This window comes from Ensifer sesbaniae, assembly GCF_013283665.1.
Taxonomy (GTDB): domain Bacteria; phylum Pseudomonadota; class Alphaproteobacteria; order Rhizobiales; family Rhizobiaceae; genus Ensifer; species Ensifer sesbaniae.
Window position 1 is genome coordinate 734,625 of sequence record NZ_JABEKU010000002.1, and the last position, 14,360, is coordinate 748,984.

Annotated in this window: 13 protein-coding genes; 4 read left to right on the forward strand and 9 right to left on the reverse strand. The window is 63.5% G+C overall.

Features of this window, described 5'->3' with window-relative positions; genetic code table 11:
• Nucleotides 1-2 precede the first annotated feature (2 nt).
• From BHMPCIPO_RS21155 to BHMPCIPO_RS21170, 4 genes are all read right to left on the reverse strand, one after another.
• Entirely contained in the window at nucleotides 3-1,001 is a 999-nt protein-coding gene (locus BHMPCIPO_RS21155) for an ABC transporter permease (protein ID WP_173518794.1), read from the reverse strand.
• Nucleotides 998-1,999 carry an ABC transporter permease gene (locus BHMPCIPO_RS21160; RefSeq protein WP_173518795.1) on the reverse strand — a complete coding sequence of 334 codons (1,002 nt, stop codon included), beginning with the start codon at nucleotides 1,997-1,999 and terminating at the stop codon, nucleotides 998-1,000. Before BHMPCIPO_RS21160 ends, BHMPCIPO_RS21155 begins: the two co-directional genes overlap by 4 nt.
• Nucleotides 1,992-3,506, reverse strand: coding sequence for a sugar ABC transporter ATP-binding protein (locus BHMPCIPO_RS21165; RefSeq protein ID WP_173518796.1), 1,515 nt, complete (start codon nucleotides 3,504-3,506; stop codon nucleotides 1,992-1,994). The genes BHMPCIPO_RS21160 and BHMPCIPO_RS21165 overlap by 8 nt, the downstream gene beginning before the upstream one ends.
• A 147-nt stretch (nucleotides 3,507-3,653) precedes the next feature.
• Nucleotides 3,654-4,646: an autoinducer 2 ABC transporter substrate-binding protein gene (locus BHMPCIPO_RS21170; protein WP_173518797.1), complete on the reverse strand. Its 993-nt coding sequence runs from the start codon at nucleotides 4,644-4,646 to the stop codon at nucleotides 3,654-3,656.
• Nucleotides 4,647-4,891: 245 nt separating this feature from the next.
• Between BHMPCIPO_RS21170 and BHMPCIPO_RS21175 the strand changes: the two genes are divergently transcribed.
• The 3 genes from BHMPCIPO_RS21175 to BHMPCIPO_RS21185 all read left to right on the forward strand — a co-directional run bounded on the left by BHMPCIPO_RS21175 (nucleotide 4,892) and on the right by BHMPCIPO_RS21185 (nucleotide 7,206).
• The gene (locus tag BHMPCIPO_RS21175; protein WP_173518798.1) at nucleotides 4,892-5,950 is read left to right on the forward strand and encodes a LacI family DNA-binding transcriptional regulator; all 1,059 of its coding nucleotides are present in this window, start codon (nucleotides 4,892-4,894) and stop codon (nucleotides 5,948-5,950) included.
• Between the two features lie 88 nt (nucleotides 5,951-6,038).
• Complete coding sequence (locus tag BHMPCIPO_RS21180; protein WP_173518799.1) at nucleotides 6,039-6,491, forward strand: Lrp/AsnC family transcriptional regulator; 453 nt, start codon at nucleotides 6,039-6,041, stop codon at nucleotides 6,489-6,491.
• Nucleotides 6,492-6,582: 91 nt separating this feature from the next.
• Nucleotides 6,583-7,206, forward strand: coding sequence for a LysE family translocator (locus BHMPCIPO_RS21185; protein ID WP_173518800.1), 624 nt, complete (start codon nucleotides 6,583-6,585; stop codon nucleotides 7,204-7,206).
• 37 nt (nucleotides 7,207-7,243) lie between these two features.
• Here the strand turns inward: BHMPCIPO_RS21185 and BHMPCIPO_RS21190 are convergent, their stop codons facing one another.
• From BHMPCIPO_RS21190 to BHMPCIPO_RS21200, 3 genes are all read right to left on the reverse strand, one after another.
• The gene (locus tag BHMPCIPO_RS21190) at nucleotides 7,244-8,242 is read right to left on the reverse strand and encodes a DUF535 family protein (RefSeq protein ID WP_173518801.1); all 999 of its coding nucleotides are present in this window, start codon (nucleotides 8,240-8,242) and stop codon (nucleotides 7,244-7,246) included.
• Between the two features lie 149 nt (nucleotides 8,243-8,391).
• Nucleotides 8,392-9,564, reverse strand: a complete 1,173-nt coding sequence (locus BHMPCIPO_RS21195; RefSeq protein ID WP_173518802.1) for an ATP-binding protein — start codon at nucleotides 9,562-9,564, stop codon at nucleotides 8,392-8,394.
• Complete coding sequence (locus BHMPCIPO_RS21200; RefSeq protein WP_173518803.1) at nucleotides 9,561-10,256, reverse strand: response regulator; 696 nt, start codon at nucleotides 10,254-10,256, stop codon at nucleotides 9,561-9,563. Before BHMPCIPO_RS21200 ends, BHMPCIPO_RS21195 begins: the two co-directional genes overlap by 4 nt.
• Before the next feature lie 412 nt (nucleotides 10,257-10,668).
• Here BHMPCIPO_RS21200 and BHMPCIPO_RS21205 point away from each other — a divergent pair, with 412 nt between their 5' ends.
• Complete coding sequence (locus BHMPCIPO_RS21205) at nucleotides 10,669-11,370, forward strand: phosphatase PAP2 family protein (protein WP_173518804.1); 702 nt, start codon at nucleotides 10,669-10,671, stop codon at nucleotides 11,368-11,370.
• Nucleotides 11,371-11,385: 15 nt separating this feature from the next.
• On the opposite strand, the gene BHMPCIPO_RS21210 is transcribed toward BHMPCIPO_RS21205, so the two are convergent.
• Entirely contained in the window at nucleotides 11,386-13,479 is a 2,094-nt protein-coding gene (locus BHMPCIPO_RS21210) for a two-component system sensor histidine kinase NtrB (RefSeq protein ID WP_173518805.1), read from the reverse strand.
• Nucleotides 13,476-14,216, reverse strand: coding sequence for a response regulator transcription factor (locus BHMPCIPO_RS21215; protein ID WP_173518806.1), 741 nt, complete (start codon nucleotides 14,214-14,216; stop codon nucleotides 13,476-13,478). The genes BHMPCIPO_RS21210 and BHMPCIPO_RS21215 overlap by 4 nt, the downstream gene beginning before the upstream one ends.
• Nucleotides 14,217-14,360 lie beyond the last annotated feature (144 nt).

Genomic DNA, 14,360 nt, shown 5'->3' on the forward strand with positions numbered 1-14,360 from the left:
GGTCACGTTTCCTTTCTGACAAATGAAATCTTGAACTTGGTCGCCACGAAGCGCAGCACCATGACGCCGGCAAGCAGCAGCCCCCAGACGGCCGTTGCCAGATGCTGGTTGGCGCCGACGAGGTTGAGACCGGAGGAGAGAAGCTGCAGTACCACCAGCGCGACGAAGACGGGAATGACCCGGCCGAAGCCGCCGAACGGATTGACGCCGCCGAGGAAGCAGGCGAGCACCGTGATCAATAGGTAGCTTTCGCCGTGGCCGATGCGCACGGAGTTGAAGCGCGCCAGCATGATGATGCCGGCAATCGCGCACATGGCGCCCGAAAGCGCATAGACGAGCACGATTACCTTGCGAGTGTTGATGCCGGAATAGCGCGTCGCCTCGAGGTTGGAGCCGATCATGTAGGTGTTGAAGCCGAGCTTGCTGCGGGTGAGCAGCACGTGCCAGGCCAGCACGCAGACGACGAAGACGATGAGCGGAACCGGCACCCCAAGGAGCGATCCGTGGCCAAGCGGGCCGATGAAGGCCGGGAAACCTGAGACATCGCCGCCGCGGGTCAGAAACTCGCCGAGGCCACGGAGGAAGATCATCATCGACAGCGAGACGAGGATCGGATGGGCGCGGGTAAAGGCGATCACCAGTCCCATGATCACGCCGCTTGCCGCACCGACGAGGATCGCCAGAACCGAGCCGAGCATGAATGCGGCAGGTCCGGCATCGGCGCCGCCATTTGCCTGCAGCACCCAGGCGAGCGTCAGCCCGGCGATGTTGGCGGTAAAGGTGATCGCGAGGTTGAGGCCGCCGGTCAGGATCGGCAGCAGCATGGCGAGCGTCAGCAGGCCGAGCTCCGGAAGCTGGAAGGCGACCGAGCCGAAAGTGGCCGCACTCAGGAATTGCGGCGAGGCAATGCCGAAGACCAGCACCACGGCGAGGAAGGCCAGGCCCGGTCCGGCCATTTCCGGCCCGAGCACGGTCTTCACGCGTTCGATGATCGCGTTCATCGTCCGGCTCCTTTCTGGCTGACGAAGGGCAAGAGCCTTTCGATGCGGGTGTTGGAGAGCGTGATCGCCATGAGGATGATGGCGCCGACGATCATCTTGAAGGCGAAGGGCGACACACCCATCAGGTTGAGGCCATTCTGGGTGATCGAGATCAGGAGCACGCCGAGCACGCAGCCGAGCACCGAGCCCTTGCCGCCGCCAAGCCGCGCGCCGCCGAGGACGACCGCCGCCAGCACGTCGAGCTCGCGGCCATAGAGCGCGTTCGGCACCACTTCCTGCGCATAATGTGCCTGGATCAGGCCGCCGATCCCCGCCATCAGTCCGAGCCAGCCGAAGGCGATGAACTGCATCGCGCCGATGTTGATGCCGAAGCGGCGGGCGCCTTCCGGATTGTCGCCGAAAGCATAGAGCTGGCGACCGGTGGTCGTGCGGGTGATCAGCACCCAGGTGGCGATGACACAGAGAACCATCACCAAGACCGGCAGCGTGATCTCGATCCAGGTTCCGTCGGCCATCTCGTGTTCGAACAGGATGACGCGGTCCGTCAGCCAGCCCGGCAGGTCGTAGATCGACACGCCCTTGGTAAAGAACATCAAGAGGCCGAAATAGATATTGAAGGTCGAAATCGTCGCGACGATCGATATGACGCGGAAGCGGTGGATCAGGAAGGCGTTGATCGCACCGAGCAGGATGCCGAGCGAACCGGCGATCAGCAGTCCCGAGACCCAGCCTCCGCCGCCGATCCAGCCGAGTGCGATCGCCGTGCCGTATTGGACGACCGACGCAGCGACCGCGAAGGAGATGTCGATGCCGCCGGCAATCAAAACCACCAGCAGGCCGACGGCGAAGATGATGTTGACCGAACTGATATTGAGCAGGTCGAAGGCATTTCCGAGTGAGAAGAAGTTGGCGGTCGAGACCGACAGCACCGCACTGATCGCGACGATGACGGCGAGCAGCGACACTTCCGTCGCGTGGGTACGGACGAAGCTACGCATAGACAGCTCCTTCGATATCGGCGAGCGAGGACGTGCGCGGATCATAGCTGCCGACAATGCGGCCCTGCGCCATGTGCAGCACGCGATCGGCATTGAAATAGACTTCCGGCACCTCGTCGGAAATCAGGATGATCGCCAGCCCGCTTTCGGCGAGCCGCGCGACGATGTCGAAGATGCCGGCGCGCGCGCCGACATCGACCCCGACGGTCGGAGCGTCGAGAATGAGAAGCTTCGGATCTGTCGCGAGCCACTTGGCGATCGCCACACGCTGCTGGTTGCCGCCCGAAAGCGTCGAAATCGCATCCTGCTGCAGGCCGATCTTGACGCCGAGATCGCCGATCCAGCGAGCGACAAGGCTGCGCTTGCGCTCTTCCGAGAGGAGACCGCCGGAAAGGACCTTGTCGAGCGAGCTGATGACGAGATTGTCGGCGATCGATTGCGGCTGGATGAGGCCGAGCGACAGCCGGTCCTCGGAGAGATAGGCGACCCCGGCCCTGATCGCATCGCGATTGGAGGAGAAATGGACAGGTTTGCCCTCCAGCGAGATCGTACCGGATGCGGGCTTCAACATGCCGAAGAGTGTCAGCGCCAGTTCCGTACGCCCTGCGCCGAGCAGACCGGTGATCCCGAGCGTTTCGCCACGGCGCACCGTCAAGGAAACATCTTCAAACTGGCTAGGGCGCGACAGTCCCTTCACATCAAGCACGACCGGCTGCCCGTCACGCGACTTCGCCCGCACCTGTTGATCGAAGGTCTTGCCGGTCATCAATTCGGTGATGCGCGATTGCGTCATGCCCGCCGCGGGGTAGACACCCACCAGCGCGCCATCGCGCAACACCGTGATGCGGCTCGAAATCTCCAGCACCTCGGCAAGCCGATGGCTGACGAAGACGACGGCGACACCGGAGGCGGAGAGCCCGCGAACGATGTCAAGCAGGTGATCGGTTTCCGATTGGGTCAGCGATGCGGTCGGCTCGTCCATGAAGACGAGCTTCGCTTCGCCGACGAGAGCCCGGGCGATCGCGACGATCTGGCGCTGGGCGATGGCGTATTCCTTCAGCGGCAGGTCGACGTCGAGCGTCACGCCGAGGCGGGCGAGCGCATCCTTGGCGATCTGACGCATACGGTTGTAGTCGACGAGCTTCGGCCAGCGGCCGAGCACGGTCTGGAAGGCGATGTTCTCGGCGACGCTCATCTCGGGGAAAAGGGCCAGGTCCTGCCAGATCACCTGGATGCCGCGATCCTGCGCGGTCACCGGAGACATGTGGGAATAGCTCTCGCCGTCATATTCGATCGACGCGCCGTCGGCGGGACGATAGACGCCGGTGATGATCTTGATCAGCGTACTCTTGCCGCAGCCATTCTCACCGGCAAGGCAATGGACCTCGCCCGGACGCACGTCGAAGCTCACATTCTTGAGCGCTCGGACGCCGCCGAAGGTCATGTTGATGTCGCGCAGGGCCAGAAGCGGCTTCTCGCTTCCTCCCGCGGTCGCAAGCTGATGCATGTGCCTGCCCATAAATCGCGTTAAGTTAGAGCGGGATGCGGGCGGAAAGCCGAAAACACCTTTCCTCATCCCGCTCCAGTACCGTTTGAGGGGACTTGCCAGGCCGGCCGGAGCCGGCCCAGCAGCCGGGAGAACCGTTGAGGTCTGTCAGAGACCCATGGCCGCGAGATCTGCGACCGTGTCCTTGTTGATCGGCACGAGCTGGTCGACGATGATGTTGCGGTTCTCGAAGTCGGGCTTGATCTTGCCGAGACCTTCGATCTCGTCGCCCTCCTTGACCTCCTCGCCCTTCATCAGCTTGTCGGCAAGGGTGACGAAGACTTCGCCGGCCTGTTTCGGATTCCACATGAAGCCACCGGAAATCGCGTCGGATTTCACCAGCTTCTGGCCCTGACCGGGGGAGAAGGGACCGAGTACGAAGATCTCACCGACCTTGCGGCGTTCTTCGACGGCGCGGCCGGCACCGATCGGGCCCTGGCTGCCAAAGGCGAGGAAACCCTTCAGGTTCGGATGGGCGGAGATCAGGTCGAGCGCGGTCGACCGGCTCTTGTCGACGTCTTCAGCGACGCCATAGCGGTCGCCGACCAGCGTCATGTCCGGGTAGTTCTTCTTGATATAGGCGATCGCCGCATCGGCCCAGGCGTTGTGCAGCGGCACGGTCAGGGAACCGACGAAGACGGCGTATTCGCCCTTGCCGCCCATCTTCTCGGCGAGCAGCTTGCCGTGCGCCTCACCGAAACCGGTCGACGACGCCAGTTCGAAATCCCAGTCGGCGCCCTTCTGGCTCGGCGATTCATGGGTGATGACGATGATGCCTTTTTCCTTGGCCTTGGTCAGAACCGGCTCGAGCACCTTGGCGTCGTTCGGGACCACGCCAATGACCTTGACCCCTTGGGCGATCAGATCTTCGATGGCGCGAACCTGGAGCGCCGGATCGGCGCTGGTCGGACCGACCATGAAGGCGTCGACGCCGAGCTTCTGTCCGCGCTCCTTGATACCGGCTTCCATGGCGTTGAACCACGGAATACCGCCGATCTTGACGACGACGCCGACCTTGCCGGCATCCTGAGCAAAGGCGGCTGCAGAGCTGGCAAGCGCCAGCGATGTCGCCAGGGCGGCGACGAGAATTTTCCTGATCATGTCTCTCCTCCACTCGTTCCCGAAGAGGGAACGCGCCCGGTCGCTTCCAAGCGCCGGCCTCCAGTTTCAAACCATCACTGGCGAAGTGCGCCCTCGCCTCCCGGATCACCGCCTCCTCAGACGGCACCACCAAAATTGCACAATCGATATTTCTTGTTTGCACAATCGATGGTGCAAGAACTATTGTGCAGACTTAATCTTTCGTCAAGGGGAAATCGGCACTAAAACGATCAAGGGAGAAAGCGATGGCCAACAGCGGCAAAAAGAAAGCGACGATCTACGACCTGTCGGTGTTGTCGGGCAGCTCGCCCTCAACCGTAAGTGCTGTCTTGAACGGCACCTGGCAGAAACGCCGGATCAAGGAAAGCACGGCGGAATTCATCCGGAGCCTCGCTGAGACGCACCAGTATACGGCCAACCGCCAGGCACGCGGCTTGCGCAGTTCGCGCTCCGGCCTGATCGGCCTGCTGCTGCCGATCCATGACAACCGCTATTTCTCGTCGATGGCGCAGACCTTCGAGGCGCATGTCCGAAGCAAGGGGCAATGCCCGATCGTCGTCAGCGCCAGCCGCGATCCGAAAGAGGAGCGCAAGACCGCGGAGACGCTGATCTCCTACTCGATCGACGAACTTTTCATCTGCGGCGCCACCGATCCTGACGGTGTGCATGAGGTTTGCGAGGCGGCCGGTCTCAAGCACATCAACATCGACCTGCCTGGCACCAAAGTGCCCTCGGTCATCAGCGACAACTACGAAGGCGGGCGGATGCTGACGGAGGCGATCATCCGCCACTTCCAGGCAACGCGCCCGCTCGAACCGCATGAACTCTACCTCTTCGGCGGCCGCAACGACCATGCCAGCCGCGAACGTATCCGCGGATTCCGCGCCGTCAAAAACGAGCTTCTCGGCGCCGATCCGGACGAGTGCATCCAGCCGACCGGCTATGCGCCGAACAATGCGAGGCTGGCCTTCGAGGCCTTCTACGAGAAGCACGGCAAGTTGCCGCGTGGTCTCTTCGTCAACTCCTCGATCAACTTCGAGGGCCTGTTGCGCTTCATGGCGGGACATCCGCACGAGAACTTCGCCGATCTCGTCGTCGGCTGCTACGACTACGATCCCTTCGCATCCTTCCTGCCCTTCCCGGTCATCATGATCCGGCAGGACGTCGAGGGCATGATCACCAAGGCCTTCGACGTCATCGAGGAGGCCCGGCCCCAACCATGCATCCACCTTATCCAACCCGAACTGGTGCAGCCACGAACGGCACTGACCGGCCCGCTCGACGCCTTAAAGGACATCGAGTAAGCCACCCGGCCAACGTTTCCTCGGCCGAACCCATCGGCAAACAAAGAATCTTCTGTACAATTCCTAAATTCCCGCGTATTCATTGGTCATGGATGCAGTGGACAGAAAAATCATTGAAATTCTCGCTGAAGACGCCAGGCGGTCGCTGACCGATATCGGCGCCGCGGTGGAGCTTTCCCCCTCCGCCGTCAACGAACGCATCCGTCGGCTCGTCGCCACTGGCGTGATCCGAAACTTTACGCTTGAGGTCGATCATCGCGCGCTTGGCCTCGACGTGCTGGCCTTCGTCTGGGTCGGCTTGGCGCCGGATGCGGATGAGGCGGCGTTCCGTAGCTTCATGGCCGACCATCCGGCCGTGGCCGAGTGCCACCATGTTACCGGCGCCTGGTCCTATTGCGTGAAGGTCCGGATGCCATCACTTGGCGACCTTGAACCGTTCCTTGCCGAGTTGAAGCAACGGCGGTTCCTGGCGCGAAGCGAAACGGTGATCGCGCTGTCGACCGTCCGGGAAAGCCTGGCGACGACCGCACAGCGCGCCTGACCGGAGGCGCAAAGACTTGCTGCTACATTTTTGAATTGCTGCGCATGGCCATCCATTGGGGTGTCGAGCCATGCCGCGCCGGAGACCTGCCATGTCTACGTTGTTGTTTGGAAAAAGCCTCTTGCTCGGTCTCGCGATCGCAGCCCCGCTCGGCCCGATGGGGGCGCTCTGCATCAACCGCACGCTGGAACGCGGGTTCTGGGCCGGCGTCGCCGGTGGACTGGGAACGGCCGCTGCCGATGCCACCTACGCAGCCCTTGCCGCGATCGGTTTTGCCGCTTTCGCAGCCGTGCTCTCGATCGTGGCCACGCCGCTTGGCCTGGCCGGCGGGCTGTTCATGATCTGGCTCGGCTTAAGCGGTTTGCGGCCGAAACCGGTGACAGCCGCAGCCGATGTCGGCGGACACGATCTCATCCGCACGACGGCTTCAACGTTTCTCCTGACGATGACCAGCCCGGCGACCATCCTATCCTTTGCCGCGATCTTCGCCGGCCTCGGCCTCGCCAAAACCGGCGACGCACTGAGTGCAGCGATCGTCGTCATCGGCGTGTTCCTCGGCTCGCTCGGCTGGTGGTTTTTCCTGAGCGGCGGGGTCGCGATCGCCCGGACACGGCTGCCCGGCAGCTTCGTCGCCTGGGTGTCGCGCCTTTCGGGCCTCGTCCTGATCGCCTTCGGCGTCATCGCCGTCGGCGCCGCCGCCAAGGGACTGTTTTAGAAAAGCAGAAGGGAGGAAGCGTGCCGATGCGCCCGGTTCAGTAGAACCAGGCGCCGATGTCGCGGAACGCCCGCTTGCTTTGCTCGCGCCGATTGCCCCCGGGCGCGGCCTTGGCGTCCACAACGGGAAGGCGGAAGCCGAAGGGTTCAGCCGGTGCCCCGCCGCGATCGCACCAATAGGCGTCGAGATCCACCATCATCATCTTCCGCCGCTTGAGGCGACGGCGATTGATCACGTGTCTTTCGTTCGAAACCGCATGGATAAAGGCCGCATGACCTTCCGCCACCAGCCCCTGGAGGACGAGCAGCGCCGCATCCTTGGGACGCAAACCACCAAGATCACGCGTTGCCGTGATCAACGCCCGTTTCGCATCTTCGCCCTTCGGCCCCTGCATGCCGCCGATCGCAAGGCTGTAGGTGTCGTCGCCAGAGCGTACGAAGACGAAGCCGACCGTACAAAGCGTGTATTCGTCGCTCTGGCGGCGAAGCCTGATTGCGAAGGCACCCTCGTGACGGGCACCGCAATGGTCGGCCAATTGCAGCTGAATGCGATAGTTCTCAGCGCGACCGGAGACCGTTCCCATCTCCAGCGCGCCTCCCCGCCAGAGCGCCATCAGCGAGCGGCGTGACAGGACCTCGCTCGCGACGTCGAAATGATTGAGCAGCAAGTCGAGCCGTCCGGACGAAGAGGCACCGTGCAGGAAGAAGGTCGGGATCGATTTGCGCACGAGATCGTCATGCGGCAGCCCCAGGCGATAGCGTTCGCCGAACTCGCCGAGAAAGGCGATCCAGCGCGCAGTAAGGAAGGGATGGCGCACAAATCGCATCGAAAAGACGATAGCGCGTTTCAGGTTGACCCTGAGGCCGAGCTTCAGGACGTGGCCCAGGATCGATGCTTTGGTTCGCGACCGCTCTCGGGCAATCGACCCGGGCAGCGAGCGTCCTGAAGACGATAACGGCGCGCCGCCATGCGTCGTAGTGTCTTGAGCGGGTAACCGCAGGTCCGCGCTGTATTCCTGCCTGATTTCCAGGGACATGGTGCAATCCTCGAGAGCAAATGCTGCCGGCGGGGTTAATCGGCCAGCCTGGGTTTGCCTTCGGACTGTCAAGGAATTGCGGAGAAGCGGTCGGCAAATGAGCGCGGAATCTGCACGCCAGGCGCGACGCCCGGAGGCCGGCGCCGGCCTTAGGCTGGGACTGCGCGGGGCAGGACGATCGTGATCACGGCGCCGCCGCCGGCGCGGGATGCGAATTCCAGCCGCCCGCCATGCGCCTTGGCGATCGCCTGCACGACGGAGAGACCGAGGCCGGTGCCTCCCGTTGCCCGCGACCGTGAGGCATCGCCCCGCCAGAAAAGATCGATCGAATGGGTCGAGACGTCGTCCGGCAGTCCTGGGCCGCGATCCAGCAACCGGATGAAGGCCTCGTCAGCCCCGCGTCGGCCCGTCTCACACCGTAGTACCCCGCCACTGGCTGCGTAACGCGTGGCGTTCTCGATCAGCGCCAGAAGCGCCTGGCGCAGGCGTTGCGAATCTCCGGAGACCCGGACCGGTTCCAGCGCCGTCTCGACCGACATGCCGACCGCGCCAAGCAAAGTGCAGGACGCGCCGAGAACCTGGGTTGCCTCGGCCGCAAGATCGACCGGTTGACACTGCGTGACCAGCTTCTGTCCGGCGGCGAGCGAGAGCGTCCGCAAGTCCTCGACCAGGGCGGAGAGTCCCTCCACCTGCAGCAACAGTTGCTGGACCCTCTCCTGTTCGAGAGGAAACACGCCATCCGCCATGCCCTGGAGGTTGCCTTGAAGGATCGTCAGCGGCGTTCGCAGCTCGTGGGCCACCGCCATCGTGTTGAAACGCAGCCGATTCTCCATGTTTTCGAGCTCGGCCGCCAGTTCGTCGAACGTCTTCACGAGCGTTGCCACCTCCTTGGCACCCTTGCGGATCGATCCGACGCGTACGGCGAAATCACCCGCCCTGAGGTTCTGCGTTGCCTGGGCGAGCACCTCGAGCGGCCTGCTGATCTTGCGCGCCAGCCAGTAGCCGACGAGACCGCAGAAGGTTACGGCGGCGGCCCCGAAGCCGAGGATGATCTTGTCCACCTCCCAGTTCGCCCAGTCCTCAAGTTCCGGCATGGTCGAAAGCAATTTCTGCAGCGATTCCTGGCTCGGCAGCTTGCCGGAATTGAAATCGGTATAGGCCTGGGCTGCCTCCGGCGGCATCCGCTCAAGCATCTTCGCTTCCAGCCGGGGCTCCATGTAGTCGACGCCGGCATAGATGATGAACACGCTGATGATCAGCAGAACGATCGTCACCAGGGCCGTGAGAACGCCGAGCGGCAGGCGCGAGAGGCTGATCTTCATCTCGGCTCCACGAAACGATAACCGACGCCACGCACGGCGCTGAAGAAACCACAGGCGCCGAGATCGTCCAGCTTGCGCCTGAGATTGGCGATATGGGTATCGACCGTGCGGGCCAGCGCATCGCTGTCCGGCAGGCAGGCATCGAGGATATCGGCGCGGTCGAAGGCATGGGTCGGGCGACGGATCATGTGGGCAAGGATGCGGAATTCGCTGAGCGTCAGCGGCACCGAATGGCGGCGGCCGCTCTTCTCGACGAAGGCGACGTGGGCATCGAGATCGACCTCCACATTCTCGAAGCGAAGCACGGTCGCACCCGCGCCGTTTCGGGTGCGCCGCAGCACCGCGTTGACGCGCGCCACCACCTCCTGAGGATTGAAGGGTTTCACCACATAATCGTCGGCCCCGAGCCTCAGGCCGGTCAACCGGTCGAGATCCTCGGCAAGGGCCGTGACCATGATGACGGGCGTGTTGCCCTCGCGTCGCAGACGGGCGAGGACTTCGAAGCCATCGAGCTTCGGCATGCGGACGTCGAGCAGAACCAAATCGGGCGACAAAACCGCATGATGCGTCAGCGCCGTTTCGCCATCGGCCGCACGCACCGTCCTGAAGCCATCGCGCACCAGATAGGCGTCGAGTATCTGCGCGATCTCCGGCTCGTCCTCCGCCAAAAGGATGAGACCCTTGTCGACCATAAACCAACTCCCTGGGCCGATGTTGTAATGAGCAGCTTATGGGACGAAAGGATTCGACTTGCAATTCGTCCGGGCAGCACGACCGCCCCTTCTCTGGCTTTCCGGATAGAGCGCCGGACAAATCTCCGCCGTTTCTTGACAATCGGCACCGAGGCGCCAGGGAAATTGATAGATGGCGCCACCTGTAATCAACCAAAAGGTGTGGCCAACAATCGCGTTACTCTACGCGTCAAGCGCACCTTGATCCTCCACCTAGCCTTGACAGGGCGAAGCAAATGTCCGGTCCGCGCACACCGACAATCTGCGAGCGACCGGCATGTCCAGCCTTTTCCCATCCACGGCAACATCTTCAGACGGCATCCGACGGTTGCGCGCCAGTCCGCGTCTGTGGGTCAGGCAAGCCCGCGCCCGCATGGAAGATCAACCGATCGCCGTTGCCGGCGCGTTGACCATCTGCGCGGCTTTCGTCTTCATGGCCCTTCCCGGCATCGATCTCGTCGTTTCGCGCTGGGCTGCATCGGCGGCAGGTGACTTTCCGCTTTCCCGGGAGCCCGTGCTCAGGGCACTTCGCGACTTCAATCGCGTCCTGCCGGTCTTCATCCTGCCGTCCGTCCTGGCACTGTTGATCATACAGACGATCACCCCGCACCCACGGTTGCTGCGTCCGCACAAGGCATTGTTCCTCCTCACCTTTTATGCCGTTGGGCCCGGGCTGCTCATCCAGACGCTGAAGCGGCTGGTCGGCCGCGCCCGCCCCTACGACATCACGGATTTCGGCGGCAGCCTGCCGTTCACGCCCGCCTGGCAGGTCTCCAGCGCCTGCTCGCGCAGTTGCTCCTTCGCGTCCGGCGAATCCGCAACGGCGATTGCTCTCATTGCATTGGCGCTGCTTCTGCCCGTTCGGTGGCAACGCATGGCGATCGTCGCGCTCATCCCCTTGATCCTCGCCTTGTCGCTCAACCGGATCGTGTTTGGCGCACACTTCCTCTCTGACGTCGTGCTCGCCTGGCTTCTGATGCTGTGGCTGATGACGTGGCTCTGGTCGGCCTTCCGCGACAACGGCGAACGCATCGATGCCGCCGTTCAACGGCTCGGGCGGCGGCGAAATCCGTAGACCGCCACCGACGGTTCAACTCGGAAAGACCAGCTCGACGGTCGTTCCCCTTCCCGGCTGAGAGAGGATGCGGGCATCGCCCCCGCTTTGCCGGACGAAGCCGTAGACAACGGCGAGGCCGAGGCCGGCGCCGCCCTGCTCGTCGCGGGTGGTAAAATAGGGCTCGAACGCCTTGTCCGCGGCTTCCGGCGACATGCCGATCCCCTCGTCTGTCACGGAGACGACGACGTCGCCCTCCATCCGAGCGGCCCGGATCAGGATCGTCCCGCCCTCAGGCATCGCGGCAGCGGCATTGAGGCAGAGATTGAGGATCGCCTGCTCGAAGAGGGCGGCATCGAGCTGCACATTGGGCAGGCCGTCGGCGATCTCGAAGGCAAGACGGCATTTTTCGCCGACGGCGATTTCCAGCACGTCGGCCATGCCGCGCAGCACCCCGCCGATCTCCAGCGTGCCGGGCTGGATCGGGTGCTGGCTGCCCACGGACAACATGCTCGAGGCAAGCGAACGGCCGCGATCGGCCGCCTTGCGGATGCGGGCGATGTGACGCTTCTGCCGATCGTTGAAACCGGTGTCCCTTTCCAGAAGCCCTAGGCTGCCGGTGATGATGCCGATCATGTTGCCGACTTCGTGGCTCACTTGGTGCGTCATGCGCATGATGCCATCGAGGCGCTGGGCCTTTGCCGCTTCGGCCTCCTGCCGATCGATGTCGGTCACGTCCCGGGCAAGCAGCACGATGCCGCGATCCGGCTGCCGCGACAGCGAAACCTCGATCACGTGGCCGACCTCGGACCGATGCCGCAGGACAAGTCGGTCGTCGAGCGTGCCCGCGTCGCGATCGGCCGGCAGCAGAGCCGGGTCGATCTCGGGCATCGGGCTCACGAAACTGCGCAGCGGCAGCTTCCTTGCCGAACCCGGCCACCCGACGAGCTCCATGACGCGGCGGTTCATCGTGATCGGCTTGCCGCTGGGATCGAAGAGCGCGATGCCTTCGTTCATGTTGCGAAAGGTTGAACGGATGGTGCGCGCGGCGGCCTCGGCCGTCCGACGGAGCCGCGAGACGCGCTCGACGCTTTCTCGAAATGCGCTGAACGCCTCCAACAGCCGAACGAGCTCCGTTTCCGTCCCCTTGTAGGTCGGCGCGTCGACGTCGCGGCGCCCCTCCGCAAGCGCGTTCATCCCATTGGACAGCGACACGATCCCACGCGACACGCGCATGACGGAGCGAATGGAGAAGACTGCCATGACGAGCACGAGGAGCGCGGCGACGGCGACGATGACCAGCAGGCGGCTCAGAGCATCGGAGGTCGAAACGAGATCGTCGTTGAGGCCGCGGGCGACGGCCTCGCTCTGCGTTTCCGTCGCATGCGAGAGGTCGCGCGACACGCTGTGCAATCGCGCCACAGCCGCGCGAATGGCGAACATCTCCAAGAGATATTGCGTCTGCGCTTCGAAAACCCGTTCGTAAGGCGCGAGTTCGGCGGCGGAAACCCGGATATCCGGCGCCGCATGCTCGAGACGCGGCACCGTTTCGGCAATGTAGCGGCGGCGCAATTCACCGAGCTGGAACAGGCTGTCCGAGTTGGATGCCGATTGTACGATCCCATTGAGGCGGCGGCGGAAGTCGGCGTCGGCCATGCCGCTGCCGATCGCGATCTCGCCAAGCGCGGCGGCCGCTTCCGCCTTGTGCTGCTGGGCCGATTCGGCGTCGCCGGCCAGCGTCATCGTCTGCATGCGGATGGTCTCCAGGAGCTCGACGATATGAGCACTGGCAAAGCCCTTGGCGGCCGCGTCGCCATCGTGCGGCACCATGGCGCGCAGCAGCGCGTCGACCTGCGTCACGACCGACCGGCTTTCGCTCGACACGCGATAGGGAGAGGTCGCGTTCATCAGGAACGGTGCGCTCGACACGAGGTCGGAAACCTGGCGGGAAACCAGGGAAGCCCTTGCAAGGCTGGAAAAGGCCTGCAGCCCGTAGGCCGCCATCTCGTCGCGCGCCCGTTGCAGGCCGAAGACCGCAACCGTTGCAAGGCCGAAGACAAGGACGCAGATGAAGACGATCGCGAAGGGCAGCCGGAAGGCGATCGACGAGAGAAAAGGGCGAACGATCACGATTTCGGCTCGCCGTCGTCGGTATCGAGCACGTAGCCTTTGCCGCGTCTCGTCTTGATGTGGCGCGGTAGATCCGGATTGCGCTCGATCTTGCGGCGAAGCCTGAGCACGAGCACATCGACGTTGCGGTCGATGTAGCGATCGCTTTCGGCGCCGAGGCGGTCGAGGATCTGCGCGCGGCCAACCGGCGTGTTCGGCGTTTCTGCGAGGATTTCCAGAAGGGCGAACTCGGCGCTCGTCAGCGATCTGGAGGGATCCGTCAGGCAAATCGCCCGGCGGCTCCGGAGGTCGATCGACCAATCGCCGAGCTTCATCGATGCAGGTTCAGGCTCGCGCTCGCTTTCCCGCTCAGGCTTGAGCGAAGGATGGGTGCGGCGCAGGACGGCCTTGATGCGCGCCGTCAGCTCGATCGGCTCGAATGGCTTGACGACGTAATCGTCCGCCGCCGTCTCCAGGCCCAGCACCCGATCGGCAGCGCTGCCGGCCGCCGTCACCATGACGATGCCGATATTGGTGCGCGCCCGCAGCCTTTGCGCAAAGGTGCGGCCCGAAGTGCCCGGCAAATTATGGTCGACAAGCACGAGATTCACCGCCTCGCGCGCGAGCACATTGGCCGCCGCCTCCGCCGACGGCGCTGTAAGCGGTAGCCAGCCTTCCGCCTCGACCAGATCGGAAATAAGCTCCGCCATGTCCGGATCGTCCTCGACGATCAGAATCCGTATCCTTTCACTCAGCATGCACGTCCTCCCGCCCCCATCATAGGCGGGGCCGTCTGAATGTTCAAAGCAGCTCGCATTATCTGATTTGTCATATTTGTAATCTTTGTAATTTTGAAACGGCGGAGAGCGCCCGAAGCTGTAAGAACGGTAACCATTCTGCGG

Coding starts and splice junctions, on each gene's coding strand:
- BHMPCIPO_RS21205 (WP_173518804.1), top strand. CDS start 10,669: ATGGAAGATCAACCGATCGCCGTTGCCGGCGCGTTGACCATCTGCGCG.
- BHMPCIPO_RS21185 (WP_173518800.1), top strand. CDS start 6,583: ATGTCTACGTTGTTGTTTGGAAAAAGCCTCTTGCTCGGTCTCGCGATC.
- BHMPCIPO_RS21215 (WP_173518806.1), bottom strand. CDS start 14,216: ATGCTGAGTGAAAGGATACGGATTCTGATCGTCGAGGACGATCCGGAC.
- BHMPCIPO_RS21190 (WP_173518801.1), bottom strand. CDS start 8,242: ATGTCCCTGGAAATCAGGCAGGAATACAGCGCGGACCTGCGGTTACCC.
- BHMPCIPO_RS21200 (WP_173518803.1), bottom strand. CDS start 10,256: ATGGTCGACAAGGGTCTCATCCTTTTGGCGGAGGACGAGCCGGAGATC.
- BHMPCIPO_RS21170 (WP_173518797.1), bottom strand. CDS start 4,646: ATGATCAGGAAAATTCTCGTCGCCGCCCTGGCGACATCGCTGGCGCTT.
- BHMPCIPO_RS21195 (WP_173518802.1), bottom strand. CDS start 9,564: ATGAAGATCAGCCTCTCGCGCCTGCCGCTCGGCGTTCTCACGGCCCTG.
- BHMPCIPO_RS21180 (WP_173518799.1), top strand. CDS start 6,039: ATGGATGCAGTGGACAGAAAAATCATTGAAATTCTCGCTGAAGACGCC.
- BHMPCIPO_RS21160 (WP_173518795.1), bottom strand. CDS start 1,999: ATGCGTAGCTTCGTCCGTACCCACGCGACGGAAGTGTCGCTGCTCGCC.
- BHMPCIPO_RS21165 (WP_173518796.1), bottom strand. CDS start 3,506: ATGCATCAGCTTGCGACCGCGGGAGGAAGCGAGAAGCCGCTTCTGGCC.
- BHMPCIPO_RS21175 (WP_173518798.1), top strand. CDS start 4,892: ATGGCCAACAGCGGCAAAAAGAAAGCGACGATCTACGACCTGTCGGTG.
- BHMPCIPO_RS21155 (WP_173518794.1), bottom strand. CDS start 1,001: ATGAACGCGATCATCGAACGCGTGAAGACCGTGCTCGGGCCGGAAATG.